Source organism: uncultured Legionella sp. (genome assembly GCF_937871865.1).
Lineage (GTDB): Bacteria > Pseudomonadota > Gammaproteobacteria > Legionellales > Legionellaceae > Legionella.
The window spans coordinates 17,646-40,130 of record NZ_CALMPD010000075.1 but is presented as its reverse complement, the minus strand read 5'-3'; the positions used below and the strand labels follow the sequence as shown (position 1 = coordinate 40,130).

Sequence of the window (22,485 nt, the reverse complement as noted above, 5' to 3'; positions counted from 1 at the left end):
TCCCTCAAGATGACCAATATTGGTTTTGACTGAACCTATGGCACAATATTCTTTTTTATCCGTATGAAACGCTCTGGTCAAAGCGGTTACTTCTATCGGGTCACCCAAAGAGGTTCCTGTTCCGTGTGCTTCAACATAGCTAACGCTTTCAGAAGAAGCCCCGCTTTGTCGTAGAACCTCAGTAATTAATTTTTGTTGTGCTTCCAGACTGGGAGCGGTAATCGATTTGCTTTTGCCACCATGATGTACGCCTGAACCCTTTATAACTCCATCAGGACTTACGCAAAACCCTGTAAATTGAGAAATAGATCAAGTATCAAAGAGCTGATGGATCACAGATTATTGTTTTGAGGTGTAGTAATCTACCGTAAATTTCTACGCTTCGTTATAATAATGTCTCGCCCAAAAACAATAAAGTGACACGTTTGGATTATTGCCAGTATTATTCAGCAGCCAAATTAACTACACATTAACAAATTTTGCTGAGCATGTAGATTCCCTGTCTCATGATATGGTGAATCGCTATTTAAGGGATGAGAGGTTAACCCCCAGGTTAGTCTGGGAGCATACAAAGGTTGATATTAAACAAAGTAAAAGTGGGTTTATTGTTTTTGACGATAGCATTTTAGACAAGAATCATTCTCGACATATTGAATCTGTTCGCTGGCAATATAGTGGCAATGCACATGGGATTGTTCGTGGGATTGGCCTGGTAAATTGTATTTATATTAATCCCGAAACGAAAGAATTTTGGTTGATTGATTATCGAATTTTTGATCCTGAGCGAGATGGTAAAAGCAAAGTAGACCATGTGCAGGACATGCTTAAAAACGCTTTATATTCCAAGCAGCTAAGCTTTACAACCGTGTTGGTTGATACCTGGTATGCCAGTAATAAGTTTATGTTATTTGTCCACAATTTAGGTAAATATTTTTATTGTCCTATTAAGCGAAATCGCTTAGTAAGACCAGCGGGTACAGAGGAGTACTATAAACCCGTTACTGAATTGAACTGGACCGAAGAAGATTTAACACTTGGTAAAATAATTCGCCTTAAAGGAATGCCTGGAGATTTTTATATGAAACTGTTTCGTGTACCTGTTTCTACCAACAGGACCGATTATGTAGCGACTAACGACCCATCTCAACATTGCAGTCATGATACTCAAAATGTGTGTGCTATGCGCTGGTATATTGAGCAGTTTCATCGTGAAATTAAACAGCTAAATGGCGTGGAAAAATGCGAGTGCCGAAAACAGCGTATACAGAGAAATCATATTGCGTGCGCGTTACTTGTTTGGGTTAGAATGAAACAAATAGCCTATACAACAAAAGAAACCGTTTATCAGATAAAAAGAAGGCTCTTGCATAATTATTTAATTCAAGAGCTGAAAAGCCCTTCCGTTTTGATGGGTTTTGCGTAAGTCCTGTTTAAAACAAGAAGCAGCAGAACATCAGAATGAATCCATTGCAATCATAGGAATGGCGTGTCGCTTTCCTGGAGGATGCAACACGCCTGAAGCATTCTGGGAGTTTTTGCAAAGAGGCGGCGATGGCGTCAGTGCAATGCCTGAGAATCGTTTTAATATAGCTGATTTTTATGATGCAGATGCCAGTGTTCCGGGGAAAAGTTATGTCAAAGAAGGCGGCTTTCTAACGGAAGATATTCGCATGTTCGATGCGAATTTTTTTTGGAATTTCACCCAGAGAAGCCATTGTTCAGTGGAACCAATGCCCATATGATTATTTCTGAAGGAACTAATGAGCTGCCTGTTTCCGCGGTCAAAAGCGAACATGTATTGGTACTTTCTGCGTTGAATCAAGGCACACTAAACCAGATGGTAAAAAACTTCTATCATTTTTTGCACAATGAAGTGAACAACATGATTTGGGTGATATTTGCTTTAGTGCGAATACAGGCCGTCAGCATTTTATAAAAAGGATTGCTTTTGTTGCTGGAGATATAGCTGCACTTAAAATAAGCATGGAACATTACCTGAATGATAGTGCTGATGAGAACGTGACATTGGCACCACCAGAAGAGATGACTGTTCCTGAGAATACACAAGGATATACCTTGAGAGAGCAGGCGAAATTTTATTGTTCAGGTGCTGATTTGAATTGGGATGAACTATACCCCAAAGAACAATTTAATAAAGTCATACTACCAACCTATCCTTTCCAGCGTAAACCATTCTGGTTTGTGCCTTCAGAGAAGGGGAAGCAATCCATCGCTCCTGTCAAATCAGGTAATCCGCTTTTGGCTACTACGTTCTCCTCACCTTTGGAGCAAAAGCAATTTATCTTTAATATCAGTCCAGAAAATGTACCTGAATTGAACGATACCAATAATCTGATGCATGTGGGCTATTTCATCGAAATGATCAAATTGAATCTGAACCTATCCGATTTTATCATCGTCTTTATAGAATTCATTTCTGCTATTACTTTTGTAAAAGGCAAGGAAAAATCAATCTGCCTGATTGTGAGCTCTTCTGGCGATGCTCTGGATCTCCAGTTTTTTTCCCTGGATGCTGGCAGTTCAAAATGGAATTTGCATGTAAATGCTCAAATAAAACCTGAGCTCGCGAACAAGCCTGAATCACAGGGATCGATAGGAACTATCCAGAGTCAGTGCATGCACACTTACGGTAGTGATGCGTTTTACGAAGGCTTGAGTAAGCGTGGTGTAGCCCTTGGGGATAGTGTTAAATGGATAGATACTCTCTGGGTTAATAAGGGAGAAGCTCTTGCTCGTTTTAAACAACGAAAATACAACTCTGGGATATGGGATGCCTGTGCGCAGCTGTTTCATGCGGCTTTAGCCGATGAAGAGGCTATGTTTATGGTGCATCGATGGGATGAGGTGCTGATTGCCTCTTTGCCTGAACAATCTGAACCACTCTGGTGTCATCTTAAATTAAAGGATAGGACAAATCCCGAAATCTTATACGGTAGTTTTGTGCTGTTTAATGAGCAAAGGGAAGTATTTATTCAATGTACTGATTTTGAAATGCATGCTGTTAATCAGCAATGGATGGCTGAATTCATGAGAAATGATGAAGATCAGGAGCAGGAAGAATCAATCGTGTTAAAACAGCTTGGCGAACTTGCCCTTGAACAACAGATCCAATCCTTGTGCGATTATCTTATCGATTCATGCTCTAGTGTATTGGCAATACCTAAAGATGAACTTGGTGCAAAAAGTATCCTAAGTGACATGGGCATTGATTCCATCATCAATCTGACGTTAAAAAATGATTTTCTTACAAAAACGGGTATTAACATTCCATTAAATTTGTTAATGGAATCCAGTACAATAGAAACACTGGCTCAATCATTGGTTTCCCTGATTGCCGAGAAGCACCAAACACCAACGGTGACAAAAGATAAATCCAGTTTATGGTTTACTAAACCCGGGCGAGGCTCGCAAAAAACACAGTTATTCTGTTTTCCTTATGGTGGTGGAGGCGCTTCCTTATATAAGGGTTGGCAGGAAAAAATGCCAGAAAACATCATCGTGGTTCCTGTGCAGTTACCTGGCAGGGAAAATCGCTTCCAGGAAGAGCCGTTCACCAGTATTTACCCGCTTATTGATACGCTGAGTGAGATTATTGGCCCTGAATGCAATAAACCTTTTGCCTTTTATGGTCATAGTGCAGGGGGGCTTATTGCTTATCGATTGATGAAACGCCTGACTGAAAATCCCGTATATGCAAAAAACTGCAGACAACTTTTTGTAGCAGCCTATAGTTCACCATTAATGCACCCCAATCCTTGGTATCAACAGTTTATATTAAAATTACAGCATGCTGGATTTCAGGGCGTACCTGATTTGACTGAGTTGCAACAGTGCAGAGCAGATCAGCTGGCCGTGTTTATGGAGCTAATGGAACTTGAAATTAATCTTGAACAATACGCAAAATCAGAAAAAGATTTGGAATTTATCAAGCTGATGCTCTCCAAATTAATGGCTGATTTGCAATTGGTTGAAAGCTATCAACACAAAGATGCTGAGCCTCCCTTAAGTGTCCCGATTACAGCTTTTCATGGAGACGCTGATGACCGGGTCAACGCTGAAGACATGCAAGCTTGGAAATCTCTGACTAGTTCACATTTTCATTATGTGAATTTCCCGGGGGATCATTTCTTTTTACATAAGAATCAATATCAGGATTTGTTGATTCATACTATCATCAAAATTCTGCTTGATGACCCCCAAAAAAAATCATAGCGATATTTCACAAGTAGCCCGGGTGCAGCCTGGTGAAATCCCGGAAGGACATCCGCAGCATGATACATTTAATTGGTACTCGCTTCGCACTGCATCCGGGCTACTAATAACGTGAATGGCAGAGTTAATTAGTCAACTCTTCGCGATTCTTAAAATAATCGAGCGCTTGAGGGTTGGCTAATGATTGCAAGTTATTTACTGGTAGGCCATGAACTACCTGCCTGACAGCAACTTCTACAATTTTCCCGCTGATGGTGCGCGGAATATCCTGTACTTGCAGTATTTTAGCCGGAACATGTCTCGGAGATGCATTTTCACGAATAGTACATTTTATGGTTTTAATTAATTCCTCACTTAATAATACACCGTCCCGTAATTTAACAAATAAGACAATACGAACATCATCAAGCCAATCTTGTCCAATGACAATGCTATCGATTACTGATTCTATTTTCTCAACCTGTCGATAAATCTCAGCTGTTCCTATGCGAACTCCGCCTGGATTCAATACTGCATCTGATCGTCCATAAATAATTAAGCCATTATGCGCGGTCACTTCTGCGAAATCCCCATGAGCCCAAATTCCCGGGAATCGGTTAAAATAAGCATTAGTGTATGCCGATCGGTCTTTATCATTCCAGAAGCCTACAGGCATTGACGGAAAGGGCATAGTGCATACTAATTCACCTCGTGCTTGGCTAAGTGAATGTTCCTCTTCATCAAATACCTCAACTGCCATACCTAAACCGATACATTGCAGCTCGCCTCTGTAGACAGGTAGCATAGGATTGCCTAATGCAAAACAGGAGATAATGTCAGTACCTCCTGAAATGGAGCTGAGTTGAATGTCTTTTTTAATTTGTTCATAGACAAAATCATAGCTTTTATGAAGTAATGGTGAGCCTGTCGACAGGATGCAACGAAGATGAGATAAATTACATTCTTCTTTTGGTTTTACCCCAGCTTTTTCAATTGAAGAAATAAATTTTGCGCTGGTACCAAAAACGGTAATCTGTTCTTCTTCTATTATTTGAAACAATCGATTGTTTTGTGGATAGGTCGGCGAGCCTTCGTATAAAGTCAGGGTAGCTCCCAGAGCAAGTGCTGATACAGTCCAATTCCACATCATCCAGCCACAGGTTGTATAAAAACATAGATTATCTGTATCACCTAAATCAGTATGCAGTCCAAGCTCTTTAAGGTGTTGTAGCAGGGTGCCTCCAGCTCCATGAATAATACATTTAGGTTTTCCTGTGGTACCTGAGGAAAATAAAATATATAAGGGATGCTCGAAGGGGAGTGAAACGAAATCACAATGAGTTGCAGGTTTTATAAAGTCATCCCAGTAGAGTGCTTTTGATGTTTTTGAGAGCTTAATTTCTTCATGAATATTAGGACATATAACGATTTGGATTAATGAAGACATTGCATCTTGTAATTGCACTATCTTCTCTGCGCCACTATGGATTTTTCCTTGATATTGGTGCCCATCACATATAAATAATACTTTGGGTTCGATTTGTCCTAGCCTGTCGATTGCTGCCTGCGCCCCAAAATCTGGGGAACAGGATGACCAGACTGCACCTAAGGATGTTGTGGCCAACATGGCTATTATTGTTTGTGGTACATTGGGCATGAGTGCTGCAACCCGATCACCTGTTGTAACTCCAATTGCTTTAAGGCCTGCAGCGCATTGAGCTACCTGGACATATAATTCTTCATAGCTAATGCTCTGTTTTTTATTCTCTTCATTAATGCTTACTAATGCAGTATGACTGTCTCGACGCGATAAGAGTTTTTGGGCAAAGTTAAAACGAGCTCCAGTAAACCATCGCGCATCCAGCATGCTTTCATAATAATTAAGTACATGGTGTGGTGGGGTATCGAAGGTCAGATTAAAAAAATCACAAAGAGTTTGCCAAAACGAATCAGGGTGTTTGATAGACCAGGTATGTAAATCTTGGTAACCCTCAAAAACCTGACAATTCTTTTCTGCTGCATAGAGCATGAATTGCCCCATTTTTGTATTTTGAGGGTGTTTAGGTGTCCATACTATTTCGTTCATTAAATCTTCTCTCTTGCTATGTCGCTTCCCTTTCGATTGTCCTGATAATGGGCAAACAGAAGGCCTTTAATTTCATCCAGACTGCTTAATTTTCTGTCATTTTTTGCACGCCAGAGAAATATCAACAGGTCATTTTATGGCTAATTACATGGGTTTGCCAATAATGCATTAGCTACTTTGGATTGGTTTTTTCGTCCTAATGCTTTGCATATCATATCCCCGGCGGCTACGATTTTAAAAATATCGACACCCGTATGAATACCTAAGCCATGCATTAAATAAAGCACATCTTCTGTTGCTATATTTCCGCTAGCACCTCTTGCATAAGGACAACCACCAAGGCCGGCAACTGAGCTGTCAAAACGGTGGACTCCATAATGCAAAGAGGCATAGATATTGGCTATAGCCTGGCCGTAAGTATCATGGAAGTGCATGGCTAGACGCTCCAGGGGAATCAGCGGGAGTACTTTATCTAAAACCAGTTGGGTTTGTTTGGGGGTGCCAACACCTATTGTATCGCCCAGGGATACTTCGTCGACCCCAAGATCGATGAGCCGTTGGGTGACCTCTGCCACATCTTCAGGTGGAACATCACCTTGATATGGACAACCAAGCACGCAGGAAATATAACCTCGAACTTTAATGTGATTTGATTTTGCCAACTCCATTACCGGTTTAAAACGTTCAATACTTTCTTGAATGGAGCAGTTAATATTACGTTGATTAAACAATTCACTTGCAGCTGTAAATACTGCAATTTCGCGGACACCTACTTCAAGCGCTTTAATCATTCCCCGTTCATTAGGAACCAATGCAGAATAGGCTATGGATGGATTTTTATTTATCGAGCTAAATACCTGCTCGTTGTCTGCTAGCTGAGGAATAGCTTTTGCTGAAACAAAGCTGGTTGTTTCTATGTGTTTTAAGCCTGATGCACTTAGTAGATTAATCAGTTCTATTTTATGTTCGCTGGAAACAAAAGATGACTCATTTTGCAGACCATCTCTAGGGCCTACTTCTATTATTGTCACTTGTTGTGGATAGTCCATAATCGTCTCAGTAGTTTATGAATCAGATTCACTTAATGAAAGTAATTCTGCTCCTTCACCTACCTGTGCTCCCACGGTGTAGAATATTTCCTGGAGCACGCCATCTATAGGTGCGTGAATTGTATGTTCCATTTTCATTGCTTCAAGAACAATCAAGCGCTCACCAGCTTTAACCTGATCCCCTATGCTTTTTAATACAGCCACGACGGTCGCCGGCATTGGCGCGGTTAACTGCCCTTTATGCTGCGCGGATGAGTCTGATTTATTCCATCTAAATCGCTCAATAGATATGACCTCTTGTTCCGTATACACGGTCAGATGATGTTCATTGGAATCAACAACAGCTTTATAATTTTTATGCTCTGTTTCGATTCTCAGATGGTGTCCGTTGAGGTGAGCCGTTATGTGGTGTTCTTTATTATTTAAGCTCAGGTTAAAGCTTTTTTTATCGATAGGTTTGATTTGCGCTTCAATTACAGTATCTTCTTCCTGATATCGCCATAACCAGTGTCCTGGCACATGCATCTGCCAGGCAAAAGTATCTTTGAGTAATGGGTCTGTAATTTGATTTACTGTACTTAAATAATCAAAACTTATTGCGAGTAGCAAGCCCAGATTTTTGTCTGGATTGGGTAAATTTATTATTTCTTTCCCTAAGAAATCAGTGCTGAGAGCTGCTTGTCTGAATTTGGAATGCTGGCAAATAGCTTTCAAAAAGGGGATGTTTGTTTTGACGCCGCCAATTAAGTAATGAGAGAGAGCTCGTTCCACGCGTAGCAGAGCTTCTTCTCTGCTTTCTCCCCAGACAATCAGTTTGGATATCATTGGATCATAATACATGGTGATTTCTGAATTTAGAGTGACACCTGTATCGATACGTAAACCATCGCCCGATGGTTCTTGTAGAAAACTTAATTGTCCAATAGAGGGGATAAAGCCATTATAGGGATCTTCTGCATAGATACGGCATTCAATAGCATGACCGTTCGTTTTGATTTCATCTTGTGTCAGCGGCAGGGGCTCGTTGGCTGCAATTTTGAGTTGCCAGGAAACCAAATCAAGTCCCGTAATCATTTCTGTTACTGGATGCTCAACCTGCAAGCGAGTATTCATTTCCATAAAATAAAAATGATCTGTTCCATCCACTAAAAATTCAACAGTACCAGCACCTCTGTAGTTTATAGAGCGAGCAACTTCGCATGCGGCCTGAGCCAGATTGTGGCGCATAGAAGGAGATAAATCAGGTGCGGGTGCTTCTTCAATGATCTTTTGATGCCTTCTTTGAATGGAACAATCTCTTTCAAATAAATGGACTACATTACCATGATTGTCAGCCATAATTTGCAATTCAACATGGCGCGGATTAAGAACCAATTTTTCTATAATCATGGTGTCATCAGCAAAACTTGCTAATGATTCTCGTTTTGCTCCTGCTAAAGAATCGCTGAACTCAGATTCATTATGGACTGCGCGCATTCCTTTACCGCCACCACCATTTGCAGCTTTAATCAGCACAGGGAATCCTATCTTTTCTGCCTCAGACAGTAGCCTTGCTTCAGATTGCTCGCTGCCATGATAACCTGGGGTTAATGGAACATTGGTCGGTTCGAGCAACTGTTTTGCCAATTGTTTGGATGCCATAGCATCCATTGCTTCAATAGACGGGCCTATGAATACAATTCCTGCATCGTCACACGCCTTAGCAAATTTTGGATTTTCAGATAAGAAACCATAGCCTGGATGTATGGCTTCAGCGCCGGTATCTTTTGCTGCTTGTATGATATTCTCAATATTTAAGTAGCTGTCTTTTGCCGCTGCTTCACCAACATAACATGCTGTATCAGCCAACTGAACATGAAGATTGTTTTTATCTACAGATGAATAAATTGCTATGGTATGTATACCCATGGAGCGTGCAGTTTTAATGATTCTGCAGGCTATTTCACCTCGGTTCGCGATTAGAATTTTGTTAAACATGCAGGTTCCTAGCTCCAGTTCGGTGTTTCTTTATTTAAAAAAGCATGAAGTCCTTTTTGGCCTTCAGCTGAAATTCGTTTATGAGCGATGAGCGATGCCGTGTAATAAACCAGTTCCTCATTTATTTCCTTGGATGCAACATAGCGTGCGAGCTTTTTTGATTGTGCAACAGCTTCCGGCGCATTCTTACTTATTTGATTTGCATAATTGAGTGTAAAATCCAATAATTCCTCTTCAGGAATAAGATGTTGGATGAGATTTAAAGACAAGGCTCGTTGTGCATCTATCGTTTCTGCACTCATGAAGAGCATTTGTGCAGCACGTAAGCCAATAGCTTGTACCACATAAGGGCTAATCACTGCAGGTATCAATCCTAATTTAACTTCAGAAAAACAAAATCGGGCTGAATTAGCCGCAATGGCAATATCACAGGCAACTGCAAGCCCAGCTCCTCCACCGAAGGCGGAGCCGTGAATCATTGCTATTGTTGGTTTGGGGCTTTGGTGGATGGCATGCATCAGATTACCTAGCACCATAGTATCTTTCAGATTGTCTTCTTCACTGTAGTTGATCATGCTCTGCATCCATGCCAGGTCTGCGCCAGCACAAAAATGTTTGCCATTCGCTTTAAGCACTATAACTTTAACCTGATCATTATTTATTGCTGCATCAAGTTGTTTGTGCATTTCTAACAACAGATGATTGTCGAATGCATTGTGTTTGTTTACTCGATTTATAGTGAGCAAACAAATTTTGTCTTGAATTTCGTGTAATAAATCACTCATTAATTTAATCCCTTTTACATGCGAAATACGCCAAAGCGTGTGGATTCAATAGGGGCGTTTAACGCTGCCGATAAACCAAGCCCAAGAATCATTCGTGTATCTTGTGGGGCAATTACGCCATCATCCCAAAGTCTGGCACTGGCATAATATGGATTGCCCTGAGTTTCATATTGGGCCCGCATTTGTGATTTAAACAACTCTTCTTCTTCGGCCGGCCAGATTGTACCTTGCTTTGCGTATTTCTCTCTGCTTACCTGAGCCAGCACATTGGCTGCTTGTTCTCCACCCATCACTGATATACGCGAATTCGGCCAGGTCCAGATAAAGCGCGCATTGTATGCCCGACCGCACATAGCATAATTACCCGCGCCAAAACTTCCACCCACAATAACGGTGAATTTGGGAACATTTGCATTTGCAACGGCAGTAACCATTTTAGCACCATGCTTGGCAATGCCTGATGCCTCGTATTTTGAGCCAACCATAAATCCTGTAATATTCTGTAAAAAAATCAATGGAATTTTACGTTGACAGCACAACTCTATAAAGTGGCTTCCTTTTAAAGCACTTTCACTAAATAAAATGCCATTGTTGGCAATAATACCTACAGGATAGCCGTATATATGTGCAAAACCGCAAACGAGAGTGGTTCCAAACAAAGCTTTAAACTCATCGAATACTGAGCCGTCAACCAAGCGAGCAATAATTTCTCTTATGTCAAATGGTTTTCTGGGATCAGCCGGAACGATGCCATTTAGCTCTAGGGCATCATAAAGTGGTTCAGCAGTATCAATACGTTTTATTGTTTCTATTTTTTGGCGATTCAGATTACTTATTGCGATTCTTGCCAGGTGTAGGGCATGAGCATCATTCTCTGCATAATGATCAGATACTCCTGAATGTTTGCAATGCACTTCAGCCCCACCTAATTCTTCAGCACTGATCACTTCTCCCGTCGCTGCCTTAACAAGAGGGGGGCCGCCCAGGAAAATCGTTGCCTGATTTTTTACCATAATGGATTCATCAGCCATTGCTGGAACATAAGCTCCTCCTGCGGTACAAGACCCCATAACTACTGCAATTTGAGGGATATTCTGGGCCGACATTTGTGCTTGATTATAAAAAATTCGTCCGAAATGCTCTTTGTCTGGAAATACTTCATCCTGAAGGGGTAAAAAAGCACCTCCTGAATCGACAAGATAAATGCAGGGCAAATGATTTTGCAGGGCTATTTCCTGAGCTCTTAAATGCTTTTTAACGGTTAATGGGTAGTAAGTTCCACCCTTTACTGTGGCATCGTTGACTACAATGACACATTCAGTTCTGGATATTCGACCAATACCCGCTATAATTCCCGCTGCAGGGACCTGGTCATTATATACCTCGTACGCTGCAAGTTGGGAGAGTTCCAGAAAAGGGCTGCCTGGATCTAATAATTGCTGGAGTCTTTCTCTTGGCAGCAATTTACCGTGCTGTAAATGTCTGGTACGTGCCTTTTCATCTCCGCCAAGTGCAATTTCATTGACTCTGAAACGCAACTCCTCAACCAGAGCGTTCATTACAGATTGATTTTCTTTATATTCCTGCGCAGCAGTATTTATTTTACTAATAATTTTTGTCATTCCCTTACCCTCACCGAATTAAAATGACGCTCAAAACGATAATTGTCCATACTACCCAGACAATTGCGATAAAATGAGGCATTTCACGGCCTTTAATTACTCTGTAAATAAGAGCTGGTATGCCGGTGATAATGATTGGCAATAACATTAAAACCAATACTTTTCTGATTATCAGGCCCCATCCTGTTTGGCTAAATACAGGAGCGAGTTTGAGATTTACATAAATAAAGAAAAGGTCAATATAAACAATCAGGAGATGAGCGTATTTAGCAAAAACTACTATAAGAACACTTAGCAGCAGATATATAAGACTTTGTCGTAACATGTACATCCTTTATTTTTATTATTATTTTATAACTGGTCTGGACAGCAAGACCTGTACTACTTCTTTCTCTTAATCTCTACATCCTTCTACCTGTCCCTAGGGGACTATCATTAAGAAAAGTACGCCATCACTTTATCAAAAGACAGGAACATGTAGGTCGGGCCATGGCCCGACCTACATGTTCTGAATCAGAGGGCACTGTCATTTAAGTTAAGATGCTGTAGCCTGTATTAGCGTAGCGTAATACGGGGGCCATAGTTTCCCGCTGCACAATAACGTAAAGTTTCTTAACTTAATGCCAGTGCTCTCAGATTTTTCCCGAAGAACCTGGTCGTGCCATCAGGCCTATGACTAACCTGTTTTTTATAACAGTTCAATAGCCATTGCAGTTGCTTCGCCGCCACCTATACATAATGCTGCGACACCACGTTTTTTACCTTGTTGCTTGAGCGCATGCATCAATGTAACCAGAATTCGAGCACCAGATGCCCCGATTGGGTGGCCCAGAGCACATGCACCGCCGTGAATATTAACCTGTTCTGGATTTAATTCAAGCTGTGTAATGGCTGCCATAGCAACTACTGCAAATGCTTCATTTATTTCATAAAGATCAACATCTTTCTGACCCCAGCCAGCTTTGTTCATTACTTTACGAATCGCGTCTACTGGAGCGGTAGTGAACCATTGCGGTGCTTGGGCATGGCTTGCATGAGCGACAATACGAGCAAGCGGTTTTACACCACGTTTTTCTGCATTAGCTGCACTCATTAGTATCAAACTTGCAGCTCCATCAGATATGGAACTGGAGTTTGCTGCAGTAACTGTACCATCTGCCTGGAAGGCAGGTTTTAGTTGTGGAATTTTTGACAGTTTAGCTGCATCAGGACCTTCATCTACACTTACTGTAATATCGCCTTTGCGAGTCGATAAGGTCACTGACGCAATTTCATCTGCAAACGCTCCGCTTTCAATTGCCTTAAGAGCGTTATTCATTGAGCGGATAGCAAATTCATCTTGTTGTTCTCTGCTGAATTTGAAGTGATTTGCTGTCGCTTCAGCAAAACATCCCATCAATTGACCTTTATCATACGCATCTTCAAGGCCATCCAGGAACATATGATCTTTTAATTCGCCATGGCCGAGTCTATAGCCAGAGCGTGCTTTTGCTAATAAGTATGGAGCATTACTCATGCTTTCCATTCCACTTGCCAAAATGACATTAGCTGAGCCAGCCTGAATCAAATCATGAGCGAGCATGGCTGCTTTCATACCTGAACCACACATTTTATTGATAGTGGTTGCTCCAGCTGAATTAGGTATACCTGCTTTTATTGCTGCTTGTCGTGCTGGCGCTTGTCCGATTCCCGCTTGAAGTACACAACCGCTAATTACTTCATCTATTTCGGCAGATGTAAGGCCTGATTGAGTAAGAGCCGCCATATGGGCTATAGCACCAAGCTCCGGGGCTGTCAGGGCAGAGAAAGAACCGAGCATTCCACCCATGGGAGTCCTTTTTGCTGCAACAATAACTACATCATTTTGTTCCATGTCACTATTCCTTATGCTGTTTCTTTAAAAAGTTCACGTCCTATTAGCATTCTTCTGATTTCAGAAGTGCCTGCTCCTATTTCATACAGTTTCGCATCACGTAACAAACGCCCTGTGGGGTACTCGTTAATATATCCATTACCGCCCAGCGTTTGTATTGCTTGCAGGGCCATTTGAGTTGCTTTTTCTGCGGTGTATAAAATAACTCCTGCTGCATCTTTACGGCTTACCATCCCATTATCACAAGCGCTGGCTACTGCATATAAATAAGCGCGAGAGGCACTGAGATCGGTGTACATATCTGCTAACTTACCCTGAATAAATTGAAATTCACCAATAGGTTGGTTAAATTGTTTGCGCTCATGAACATAAGGCAACACAACATCCATACAGGCTTGCATAATGCCTACAGGACCTGCAGCAAGAACGGTTCGCTCATAATCCAGGCCACTCATTAAAACTTTAGCTCCTTGATTGATTTCTCCAAGGACATTTTCCATAGGTACTTCGCATTGCTCAAAAACGAGTTCACAGGTATTCGATCCCCTCATTCCCAGCTTATCCAGTTTTTGTGCTGTTTTAAAACCGGCCATACCTTTTTCAATCAGAAACGCGGTAATTCCTTTGCTTGCTGCCTGTTTGTCGGTTTTGGCATAAACAACCAATACATCTGCATCAGGCCCATTGGTTATCCACATTTTTGTGCCATCAAGTATAAATTTGTCACCTGATGCGCGAGCTTGTAGTTGCATGCTGACTACATCGGAACCCGAGTTGGATTCGCTCATGGCAAGTGCGCCAATAAATTCACCGCTAATTAGTTTAGGCAGATATTTTTGTTTTTGCGTACTGTCTCCGTTTAAATAGATTTGGTTAACGCACAAATTTGAATGAGCACCATAACTTAAACCTACTGATGCAGACGCTCTGGAAATTTCTTCCATAGCTATGGCATGAGCCAGGTAGCCCATATTAACGCCACCATATTCTTCACTGACGGTGATGCCAAGTAAGCCCATTTCTCCCAATTTTCTCCATAAATGATTAGGGAAGGTATTGGTTTCATCTATCTGGGCAGCCAAAGGAGCAATTTCTGTGCGGGCAAAGTGATAGACACTGTCTCGTAACAGGTCATATGTTTCGCCAAGTTGATACTTTAGTCCTGAGTGCATGGATGATATCCTGTTGCTGTAACAAATACCCAAGACTATACCCAATCGATTAAGTCTTGTCTATTCACTGACAGTATCAGACACAGTGTATTTTTAAAAGACTCTTTACCTAGATTAAAAAATAACCTAATCTTAACTTGAAGCTAAACCTTATTGATTGCTATACGTTTTTCCTGAAGTCCAGGCCGGCTAATCTGAACTATTACTGTGCATGGAATTCAGGTTTATATAGGAGATCTGCTCATGCGTAAACTGGTTTTATGGGGGCATGGTATTGGTGAGTATCGTGAAATGTTTGATTTATCTGAAGAGGATATTCATTCAAAAATATTAGAATACGGTTGTGGACCCAGTGCCGTAAATGTTCAGCTGTCCAAGGGCAATACCCCTGTAGTCAGTTGCGATCCTCTTTTTGTATTGGACCGAGATACTTTGTATTCAAAGTCAGTCATGATCTTTACCCAGATGGCTGAAGAAATATTGGCAGAACAAGAGCATTTTGATTTTAGCCAAAGTGGCGGTTTTGATAACTTGGTGGCCAATCGAAAGCAGGGCTTCGAGGCCTTTTTTTCTGATTACACTCAAGGAAAGGCCGAGGGGCGATATATCGGAGTCACGGATTATCATCTGCCATTTCCTGATTTCACTTTTGATTTTGCTTTGTGTTCGCATTATTTATTTGCCGATCTTGATGAGCAATCTGTAGATTTTCATCTGACGGTGATACGTGAATTAGCTCGAGTAGCGAAGGAAGTCAGGATATTTCCTCTAATTGATAAAGAAGAGAATACCTCTCCATTTTTGGGGCCTGTTTTATTGGGGCTTCAACAGGAAAATTATGGAGCTGAGGTTAGGGAAGTCGATTTTCACTTGCAAAAGTCAGGTAATGCCATGCTGAGAGTATGGGCACAACAATGCATAGTCTAGTTGTTGCAGAACTAGACTGTTTTGCTTCTCCATGTTCTATAGCTACATTCTGAAACACATAGTTGCAGATGTTCTTCACTATCTGAGTCAATTGAGTTTTCGGGGGCGTGAGGGACATGAAAAAATAAATTCTTATTTGTTGAATGGATTGGACTTCGTTGTTGGTGCGGCGTTGGTGAAGTATCTTGTTGAGCATCCTCTTCAATGTAGTCTTTTAATATAATTTCCCATTCGTTTAGCGCATCGTCAATTGAGCTTCGTGTATCTGGATCTATTCTAGTTAAATCATCAAGAATTTTGATGATTTTCTTTTTCATGTTGTCGTTCAATGAATCGTTAACAAATAAATTCTTCCAGGTTCGTGTCAGGTGAAATTCATAAACATCCTGAAATGATTGGTCACGTGTTATGGGGAACGTTGACTGATCTCCCCATAGTTCAGCAATGCTGAGTCCCGCAGCAAAAGAATCGGATTTTTGGGTTTTTATATTGTCATAAAGGGTTTCCGGGGCCAAAAATTCTAGTGAGCCAGAAATTGATGAGATTCTGGGGAGTTCTGCTTCATACGCAAAAGCATAATCAATAATTCTAACACCCATATTATCCGGATCTACCATGATATTTTCTGGCTTTATATCAGAGTGTATCAGTCCTAATTCATGAACCTGATTCTTAATGGCTTCCAATATAGCGAAAGTGAGTTGCATTTTTTGTAACGTGCTTAAAGCTGAATTATTAAGCAGTTCATAAAGATCGGAGGTTCCTGCGTTTCTCATAACGAGGTAGCCATGTGTTTTATCGAACACAGGCGTTTTGCAATGTAAAAGCGTGTTCATCTTGGTATAGGAGCTTTCGCGAATGACCATTGCTTGTGTAAATTTTTCCGTTAGCGAAATAACTTTACAAACTCTGGAGTGTTCTGGAGGTTTACTTTTAAATAAATAATTTTGCTCGGGAATGAGTACCCCTAAACTTTTAAATAGTTTGCTAAAGCCACCACTACTGCATTTTTTTTGCTCTAATACTTCAATTCGGCTGGTTTCGGATTTTTTTTCTTTGGTTCGCTTTAAAAGTGGATGAGTCAGATCAACCGTAACCGGTTTTTCATTCATTATTAATGTGTACTCACCATGCAGAATAAAGGACTCGGACTGTCCTAATAAATCACCAAGCAATTTTATCAATACGGGATCTGAGGGAGAACCGTGCAATAACTGAGTGGGATCAATAGTAAAATCGGACACTAACAACTCCTTTTGTTATGTAACCTTTCAAATGCATTGGAAACGCTATATGGAACGAAAACGAACCTGAAAGTCTCCTGAAAAATTCTTCTGGTTTTTTTGAGAGATAACGTTTCATGCACTTAACCGATTGAATTTTATTTTAAAATGGCAATTTATACCGCAAATTAATTGTGCCTAAAAATGTTCAGGACGAAATTATTTAACTTTGAAAAGTAAACTATAATAAAATTAATATACCCACTTCGTGCATCAATATCAATTTTCATAGGACCCGGAAATAGAGTACGGAATGATTATAAATGAGCGTATATGGATATTCATAAATTACTAATAAAACAGTTGGAAAGGGCAAATTGTTCCGTTGATAGCAAACCAGAGACTGACGAGCAATGGTTGGCTTTTATTAAACAGGTTAACAACACATATATAGAGGCTGATCAGGAGCGTTATCTGCATGAACGCTCTATGGAAGTCTCATCTCGTGAAATAGCTCGTATCCATAATGAAAAGGTCGTCGAAGAAAAAATCAGGGAATTAAATCAACAGATTTCAACTACAGCAAGACGGGCAGGAATGGCCGAAGTCGCAGTGACTATATTGCATAATATAGGAAATATATTAAACAGCTCCAATGTTTCAATTACTCTGTTAAAAAATAGTTTTAATCAACAGTACAAACAAAAACTACTAAGAGTTTTTGATATGTTATTGCAACATCAAAATGGTCTATCCGAGTTCCTCATTAAGGATCCTAAAGGCAAGTTAATCCCTCCATATGTTTTATCACTGTCTAAAATTATTCTGGAGGACGATGCCCAAAACCGGAATGAAATCGATAATTTAACCAATGATTTAAAACATATTTCCCAGATTGTCGACATGCAAAAATCAGTTAGTGGCTTATCCAACTTGAAGGAGCGCGTGTATTTACCTGATATTCTGGATATTGCATTGAGTATGTCAGTGAGTAACACAAATAATGAAGAGATCTGTATCATCAAAGAGTTTGATAACTGTCCTCTTATTGAAGGGGATAAATCCAGGTTATTACAAATATTAGTTAATATTATTCAAAATGCGAGAGATGCAGTACTGTATAATGCACCGAGCAGTGTTAAAGAAATCCGATTAAGTATCAATGAAATAGACAGCAATACGATACAGTTACTCATTAAAGATAATGGTGAAGGCATTAATCCTGATCATTTAGATCGTATCTTTTCTTTTGGATTTACTACTAAAGTAAATGGTCACGGGTTTGGTTTGCATAGTGCGTCGCTTTCTGCTCGTGAAATGGGTGGGGCATTGAATGCTGAAAGTTCTGGAGAAGGGCTTGGAGCAACATTTATATTAACGTTGCCAATTATGAGGCATTCTGAGCATAGAGGAGGTTCTAATGCCTGATGCAGAACTTCATATAATGATTATTGATGATAATCCAGCAATACATCAGGATTTTATTAAGGTGCTAACTACCACGACAACCAATGATAAAATAAGCGATTTGGATAAACAGTTGTTTGATGACGATCTGGATTTAAGTGCTAGTCATCAGGCCGATATTAATACTCAACTGCCTAAATTTATTTTTGATACTGCTTGCCAAGGTAGGGATGGGGTGGAAAAAATCAGACAATCTCTTGACTATGGCATTCATTACTCGCTTGCATTTGTTGATATTCAAATGCCCCCGGGATGGGATGGTATCGAAACAATCAAACGTATGTGGGAAGTAGATTCTGATATTCAAGTCGTTATATGTACTGCTTATTCTGATTATACTTGGGAAGAAACTGTTAAAAAATTAGGCTTAGGTGATAATTACCTTATCTTGAAAAAACCTTTTGATCTTATTTCCGTCAGGCAGCTTGCTTGTGCATTAACCAGAAAATGGGCATTGGGAAAAGCGGCCAAAAAAACTACCGAAATGCTGCAAGATACCATAGTGCAACGAACCGAATCATTACAACAATCCTTATCTTTATTGCGCTCAGCAATTGAATCTTCAGCAGATGGCATTCTGATTGTGGATTTAAATCAGCGCATTATCGATTTTAATTCCAAATTTCAGGAATTATGGAATATTCCTCCCGATATGTTAGAGAGGAGTAATAGTACTTTAATTAGAAACTATATGTTGAGCCAGTTAAATAAATCCAGCAGATATCGTGCTCAAATAAAATATCTTGAACGAGCAATTGGAGATATTAGCCAGACAATTATTAATTTACAAAGCGGGACTATTCTTGAGTGTTATTCACAACCTCATCGCCTAAATAACACAATTATTGGCCGTGTGTGGAGCTTCCGCGATATTACCGCGCGGGCCAATCTGGAGAGAAAGCTGGAATATCAGGCATCACACGACCTTTTAACCGGATTGCCTAACAGGGCATTGCTCATTGACAGAATTCAACATCTTATTGAATCTTCCAAGCGAAATTCCAGACAATTTGGCGTTTTATTTTTTGATTTGGATCGATTTAAATTAATCAATGACAGCTTGACGCATGAGGCCGGAGATATGTTATTGCAATTGGTTGCCATACGATGGTCGAATTTACTTCGTAAAGTAGATACTATTGCGCGAATTGGTGGTGATGAATTTGTTATGATAGTACCTGATGTTGCAACCGAAGAAAGTATTATTACTGTCGTTGACAAGATAATCCAATCATTGAATGCAGCATTCAGGCTTGCAAAACAGGATGTAACAATTACAACATCAATAGGTATAAGTATTTATCCTAAAGATGGAACAACAGTTAATTCTTTATTAAAAAATGCTGATTTAGCGATGTATCTTGCTAAAGACCGAGGTGGCAATCAATTTCAATTCTATAACAAACGGTTGAATGCTCATGCGGATAAAACACTGAAGCTGGAAACGGAACTTCGCCAGGCTTTGATTAAAAATGAATTTGTAATTCATTACCAGCCTCAATTTGATATGGACAATCGATGTTTATTGTCTGCAGAAGCTTTAATTCGCTGGAAGCACCCTAAAAAAGGATTGTTACTTCCTCTTGATTTTATTCCTACAGCTGAGGCGTGCGGATTAATCGTGCCAATAGGAGAGTGGTTAATTGAGCAGGTTTGTTTGCAAATTAAAAAATGGCACGATAAAGGTTTCCCTTGGATACGAATTGCAGTTAACATCGCAACGCAGCAGTTAAAGCAGGTCAACTTTGACAAAGTGGTAAGGGACATCTTGAATAAACATCAGATTGAACCTCAACTTCTGGAATTGGAAATTACAGAGAATGTGATAATAACTAATGCAGACGTATTTCGCATGATTCATCAATTAAAAGAAATTGGGGTCAAAATTGTTCTTGATGATTTTGGAACTGGCAATTCCAGTTTGAATTATCTTAAACATCTGAATATCGATGGGCTGAAAATTGATCAGTCCTACATCAAGAATATTACATCGTCCAGAAGCGACGAAGTCATTATCGAAGCTATTATTGCAATGGCTCGAAGTTTTAATTTTAAAGTGCTGGCAGAAGGAGTAGAAACCTCAACACAAATGAATTATTTAAAAAACTCTCATTGTGATGAAGTACAAGGATTTTTATTCAGTAAACCTATATCAGCTAAAGCGCTTGAAAAATTCCTGAAATAGCAGGACTATTCTTGATATAAAATTGCAATCTGGTATTTTCCAGTTCAATAATCTACTGCATACACTTTTTAAGTAGCATGCCATTTTATGGAGTAATTTTATGTATTCAATAATACGTCCATTATTATTTAAATTAGACGCTGAAAAAGCCCATAATCTTGTTTTATCTGCGTTAGATTATGTTCCCGGCTGGTGCTTCAATACACCTGATGGAGCATCGATTAAGGCAATGGGGCTCAGCTTTCCTCATCGAGTAGGATTAGCTGCTGGATTGGACAAAAACGGTGAGCATCTCGATGCGTTGGCCAAATTAGGATTCTCTTTTATTGAATTAGGAACGGTAACGCCGCGACCACAAGCTGGAAATCCTGCTCCGCGTTTGTTCCGATTGCCCCACGCTCAAGCTATAATCAACCGAATGGGCTTTAATAATCAGGGCGTTGATGCTTTAGTTACTCATGTTAAAAAAGCTCGATTCAAAGGAGTTTTAGGAATAAATATAGGCAAAAATAAGGATACTGCATTAGTGGATGCTGTAGACGATTACCGTGTTTGTTTACAAAAAGTTTATGAACATGCATCTTATGTGACCATTAATATATCATCTCCCAATACCCCTGATTTAAGGCAATTACAGCAGGGTGATTACTTGCAGCATTTATTATCACAATTACGAGATGAGCAGATGAAACTGTCTGATCATTATCAAAAGCATGTACCGTTGGTAGTAAAAATTTCTCCTGATGAAGACCATGAAACGCTGAAACACATGACTGAAATTATTTTGAGTAATGGAATTGAAGGTATTATTGCGACGAATACTACCTGTTCTCGCGATTTAGTGAAGAACCTGGTACATGGTGAAGAGCAGGGGGGATTGAGTGGCCAGCCTGTTGAGCAATTATCTACTGATTGTTTAAGACTATTAAGACAGTATGCTGGTGATGCAATTACGTTAATAGGTGTTGGTGGAATTGACAGTCCTGCTGTTGCACAAAAGAAAATTGCAGCCGGAGCTTCATTGATACAGGTTTATACCGGCCTGATTTATAAAGGACCTGGGCTTATCAGGCAATTAGTGAGAGGGGTATGATGTTTATTACCAAGGATCTAACCGCTCGCATGGAGGCCTGTATAAAGCAAACCCATATAGAAGTCACCAGTCAATATTCACAGGGCAAGATTTTAGATATTGGAGGGGGGGCTGCCTGTTTTTCAGGAGGAGATTCTTTTCTATCTCAGGTTATTGGATGGGGATTTAATACTCATCCGAAATTATTTAAAACTGAAATTGAAACCATAGAATATTTTTATAAAGCACTGAATCATTCGCGGATCGATATTGAGCTGTGTCCTTTTGTTGGCAACAAATTAGCTGCTCGTTTAAGTGCGCGCGGGTATATGGTCACTGAATTAAATACAGTTTCTGTATTTGATTTAAAAGAGCAACCTATTAAAAAACAGCCACTGCATTCTTATTTAATACGAGAGGTTCATGATTCAGAGTTAGAAGAATGGGCCAAGCGAGTTGCTATGGGTTTTGGATATCCCGAAGCGCAGGAACAATTTTCTCATTATGCTCGAGCCAAAGGCGTGACTGCTTTTGCCGCCTTTGATGAAGGCAATATTATTGCTGGGGCAACGGTTGCCATGCATGGGGATGTTTGTGATTTAGGTGTCACAAGCACTTTGCCTGCTTATCGTGGGAAAGGCTTACAAAAAGAGCTGTTGATAACCAGATTAAATTATGCCAGAGAGCACAATTTATTAGTAGCTACAGTGACCACGGAACCAGGTACAATTTCCGATCTTAATATTCAGAAAGCCGGTTTTCGCTCTGCATACACGCGTATTAAATTAACTAAAAATCAGATATAAATAAATCAAATATTAAGATTATTGGCACT

At 40.1% G+C, this 22,485-nt stretch carries 18 protein-coding genes and 1 pseudogene; 9 read left to right on the top strand and 10 right to left on the bottom strand.

Annotated features, from left to right (window positions below; all coding sequences use genetic code 11):
• Positions 1 to 264, bottom strand: a 264-nt coding sequence (locus Q0495_RS16800; protein ID WP_367274381.1) for a hypothetical protein, incomplete at its 3' end; no start/stop codon positions are given.
• A gap of 152 nt (positions 265 to 416) precedes the next feature.
• On the opposite strand from Q0495_RS16800, the pseudogene Q0495_RS04355 reads away from it, so the two are divergent.
• The 4 genes and pseudogenes from Q0495_RS04355 to Q0495_RS04340 all read left to right on the top strand — a co-directional run bounded on the left by Q0495_RS04355 (position 417) and on the right by Q0495_RS04340 (position 4,233).
• A pseudogene (locus Q0495_RS04355) lies at positions 417 to 1,423 on the top strand (transposase).
• Positions 1,416 to 1,742, top strand: a complete 327-nt coding sequence (locus Q0495_RS04350) for a beta-ketoacyl synthase N-terminal-like domain-containing protein (protein WP_298623517.1) — start codon at positions 1,416 to 1,418, stop codon at positions 1,740 to 1,742. Before Q0495_RS04355 ends, Q0495_RS04350 begins: the two are co-directional and overlap by 8 nt.
• Positions 1,739 to 1,936 carry a hypothetical protein gene (locus Q0495_RS04345; protein WP_298623515.1) on the top strand — a complete coding sequence of 66 codons (198 nt, stop codon included), beginning with the start codon at positions 1,739 to 1,741 and terminating at the stop codon, positions 1,934 to 1,936. Before Q0495_RS04350 ends, Q0495_RS04345 begins: the two co-directional genes overlap by 4 nt.
• Positions 1,888 to 4,233: a thioesterase domain-containing protein gene (locus tag Q0495_RS04340; RefSeq protein WP_298623513.1), complete on the top strand. Its 2,346-nt coding sequence runs from the start codon at positions 1,888 to 1,890 to the stop codon at positions 4,231 to 4,233. The genes Q0495_RS04345 and Q0495_RS04340 overlap by 49 nt, the downstream gene beginning before the upstream one ends.
• Before the next feature lie 124 nt (positions 4,234 to 4,357).
• On the opposite strand, the gene Q0495_RS04335 is transcribed toward Q0495_RS04340, so the two are convergent.
• The 8 genes from Q0495_RS04335 to Q0495_RS04300 all read right to left on the bottom strand — a co-directional run bounded on the left by Q0495_RS04335 (position 4,358) and on the right by Q0495_RS04300 (position 14,776).
• Complete coding sequence (locus Q0495_RS04335) at positions 4,358 to 6,298, bottom strand: acetoacetate--CoA ligase (RefSeq protein WP_298623511.1); 1,941 nt, start codon at positions 6,296 to 6,298, stop codon at positions 4,358 to 4,360.
• 140 nt (positions 6,299 to 6,438) lie between these two features.
• A complete protein-coding gene (locus Q0495_RS04330; RefSeq protein ID WP_298623509.1) occupies positions 6,439 to 7,347 on the bottom strand; it encodes a hydroxymethylglutaryl-CoA lyase in 909 nt (302 codons plus the stop codon).
• 15 nt (positions 7,348 to 7,362) lie between these two features.
• Complete coding sequence (locus Q0495_RS04325; RefSeq protein ID WP_298623508.1) at positions 7,363 to 9,324, bottom strand: acetyl/propionyl/methylcrotonyl-CoA carboxylase subunit alpha; 1,962 nt, start codon at positions 9,322 to 9,324, stop codon at positions 7,363 to 7,365.
• An 8-nt stretch (positions 9,325 to 9,332) separates the two neighbouring features.
• Entirely contained in the window at positions 9,333 to 10,109 is a 777-nt protein-coding gene (locus Q0495_RS04320) for an enoyl-CoA hydratase-related protein (protein WP_298623505.1), read from the bottom strand.
• A 14-nt stretch (positions 10,110 to 10,123) separates the two neighbouring features.
• The gene (locus tag Q0495_RS04315) at positions 10,124 to 11,731 is read right to left on the bottom strand and encodes a carboxyl transferase domain-containing protein (protein ID WP_298623490.1); all 1,608 of its coding nucleotides are present in this window, start codon (positions 11,729 to 11,731) and stop codon (positions 10,124 to 10,126) included.
• Positions 11,732 to 11,741: 10 nt separating this feature from the next.
• Positions 11,742 to 12,056: a hypothetical protein gene (locus tag Q0495_RS04310; protein WP_298623487.1), complete on the bottom strand. Its 315-nt coding sequence runs from the start codon at positions 12,054 to 12,056 to the stop codon at positions 11,742 to 11,744.
• Between the two features lie 363 nt (positions 12,057 to 12,419).
• Positions 12,420 to 13,604, bottom strand: coding sequence for an acetyl-CoA C-acyltransferase (locus Q0495_RS04305; RefSeq protein ID WP_298623484.1), 1,185 nt, complete (start codon positions 13,602 to 13,604; stop codon positions 12,420 to 12,422).
• A gap of 11 nt (positions 13,605 to 13,615) precedes the next feature.
• On the bottom strand, positions 13,616 to 14,776 hold the full coding sequence (locus Q0495_RS04300) for an isovaleryl-CoA dehydrogenase (RefSeq protein ID WP_298623482.1): 1,161 nt from the start codon (positions 14,774 to 14,776) through the stop codon (positions 13,616 to 13,618).
• A 243-nt stretch (positions 14,777 to 15,019) separates the two neighbouring features.
• On the opposite strand from Q0495_RS04300, the gene Q0495_RS04295 reads away from it, so the two are divergent.
• Positions 15,020 to 15,703 (top strand): hypothetical protein, encoded by a 684-nt coding sequence (locus tag Q0495_RS04295; protein WP_298623479.1) that lies wholly within the window; start codon positions 15,020 to 15,022, stop codon positions 15,701 to 15,703.
• A gap of 11 nt (positions 15,704 to 15,714) precedes the next feature.
• Here the strand turns inward: Q0495_RS04295 and Q0495_RS04290 are convergent, their stop codons facing one another.
• Positions 15,715 to 16,947 carry a protein kinase gene (locus Q0495_RS04290; RefSeq protein WP_298623477.1) on the bottom strand — a complete coding sequence of 411 codons (1,233 nt, stop codon included), beginning with the start codon at positions 16,945 to 16,947 and terminating at the stop codon, positions 15,715 to 15,717.
• A gap of 312 nt (positions 16,948 to 17,259) precedes the next feature.
• On the opposite strand from Q0495_RS04290, the gene Q0495_RS04285 reads away from it, so the two are divergent.
• The 4 genes from Q0495_RS04285 to Q0495_RS04270 all read left to right on the top strand — a co-directional run bounded on the left by Q0495_RS04285 (position 17,260) and on the right by Q0495_RS04270 (position 22,456).
• Entirely contained in the window at positions 17,260 to 18,354 is a 1,095-nt protein-coding gene (locus tag Q0495_RS04285) for an ATP-binding protein (protein WP_298623474.1), read from the top strand.
• The gene (locus tag Q0495_RS04280) at positions 18,347 to 20,578 is read left to right on the top strand and encodes an EAL domain-containing protein (protein WP_298623472.1); all 2,232 of its coding nucleotides are present in this window, start codon (positions 18,347 to 18,349) and stop codon (positions 20,576 to 20,578) included. The genes Q0495_RS04285 and Q0495_RS04280 overlap by 8 nt, the downstream gene beginning before the upstream one ends.
• 100 nt (positions 20,579 to 20,678) lie before the next feature.
• A complete protein-coding gene (locus tag Q0495_RS04275) occupies positions 20,679 to 21,671 on the top strand; it encodes a quinone-dependent dihydroorotate dehydrogenase (RefSeq protein WP_298623471.1) in 993 nt (330 codons plus the stop codon).
• Positions 21,671 to 22,456 carry a GNAT family N-acetyltransferase gene (locus Q0495_RS04270; protein WP_298623520.1) on the top strand — a complete coding sequence of 262 codons (786 nt, stop codon included), beginning with the start codon at positions 21,671 to 21,673 and terminating at the stop codon, positions 22,454 to 22,456. Before Q0495_RS04275 ends, Q0495_RS04270 begins: the two co-directional genes overlap by 1 nt.
• Positions 22,457 to 22,485 lie beyond the last annotated feature (29 nt).

What these genes read in the sequence shown, in the direction of transcription:
- Q0495_RS04315 (WP_298623490.1), bottom strand. Translation starts at nt 11,731, where the DNA reads ATGACAAAAATTATTAGTAAAATAAATACTGCTGCGCAGGAATATAAA.
- Q0495_RS04300 (WP_298623482.1), bottom strand. Translation starts at nt 14,776, where the DNA reads ATGCACTCAGGACTAAAGTATCAACTTGGCGAAACATATGACCTGTTA.
- Q0495_RS04270 (WP_298623520.1), top strand. Translation starts at nt 21,671, where the DNA reads ATGTTTATTACCAAGGATCTAACCGCTCGCATGGAGGCCTGTATAAAG.
- Q0495_RS04345 (WP_298623515.1), top strand. Translation starts at nt 1,739, where the DNA reads ATGATTATTTCTGAAGGAACTAATGAGCTGCCTGTTTCCGCGGTCAAA.
- Q0495_RS04330 (WP_298623509.1), bottom strand. Translation starts at nt 7,347, where the DNA reads ATGGACTATCCACAACAAGTGACAATAATAGAAGTAGGCCCTAGAGAT.
- Q0495_RS04275 (WP_298623471.1), top strand. Translation starts at nt 20,679, where the DNA reads ATGTATTCAATAATACGTCCATTATTATTTAAATTAGACGCTGAAAAA.
- Q0495_RS04320 (WP_298623505.1), bottom strand. Translation starts at nt 10,109, where the DNA reads ATGAGTGATTTATTACACGAAATTCAAGACAAAATTTGTTTGCTCACT.
- Q0495_RS04310 (WP_298623487.1), bottom strand. Translation starts at nt 12,056, where the DNA reads ATGTTACGACAAAGTCTTATATATCTGCTGCTAAGTGTTCTTATAGTA.
- Q0495_RS04335 (WP_298623511.1), bottom strand. Translation starts at nt 6,298, where the DNA reads ATGAACGAAATAGTATGGACACCTAAACACCCTCAAAATACAAAAATG.
- Q0495_RS04305 (WP_298623484.1), bottom strand. Translation starts at nt 13,604, where the DNA reads ATGGAACAAAATGATGTAGTTATTGTTGCAGCAAAAAGGACTCCCATG.
- Q0495_RS04295 (WP_298623479.1), top strand. Translation starts at nt 15,020, where the DNA reads ATGCGTAAACTGGTTTTATGGGGGCATGGTATTGGTGAGTATCGTGAA.
- Q0495_RS04280 (WP_298623472.1), top strand. Translation starts at nt 18,347, where the DNA reads ATGCCTGATGCAGAACTTCATATAATGATTATTGATGATAATCCAGCA.
- Q0495_RS04325 (WP_298623508.1), bottom strand. Translation starts at nt 9,324, where the DNA reads ATGTTTAACAAAATTCTAATCGCGAACCGAGGTGAAATAGCCTGCAGA.
- Q0495_RS04285 (WP_298623474.1), top strand. Translation starts at nt 17,260, where the DNA reads ATGGATATTCATAAATTACTAATAAAACAGTTGGAAAGGGCAAATTGT.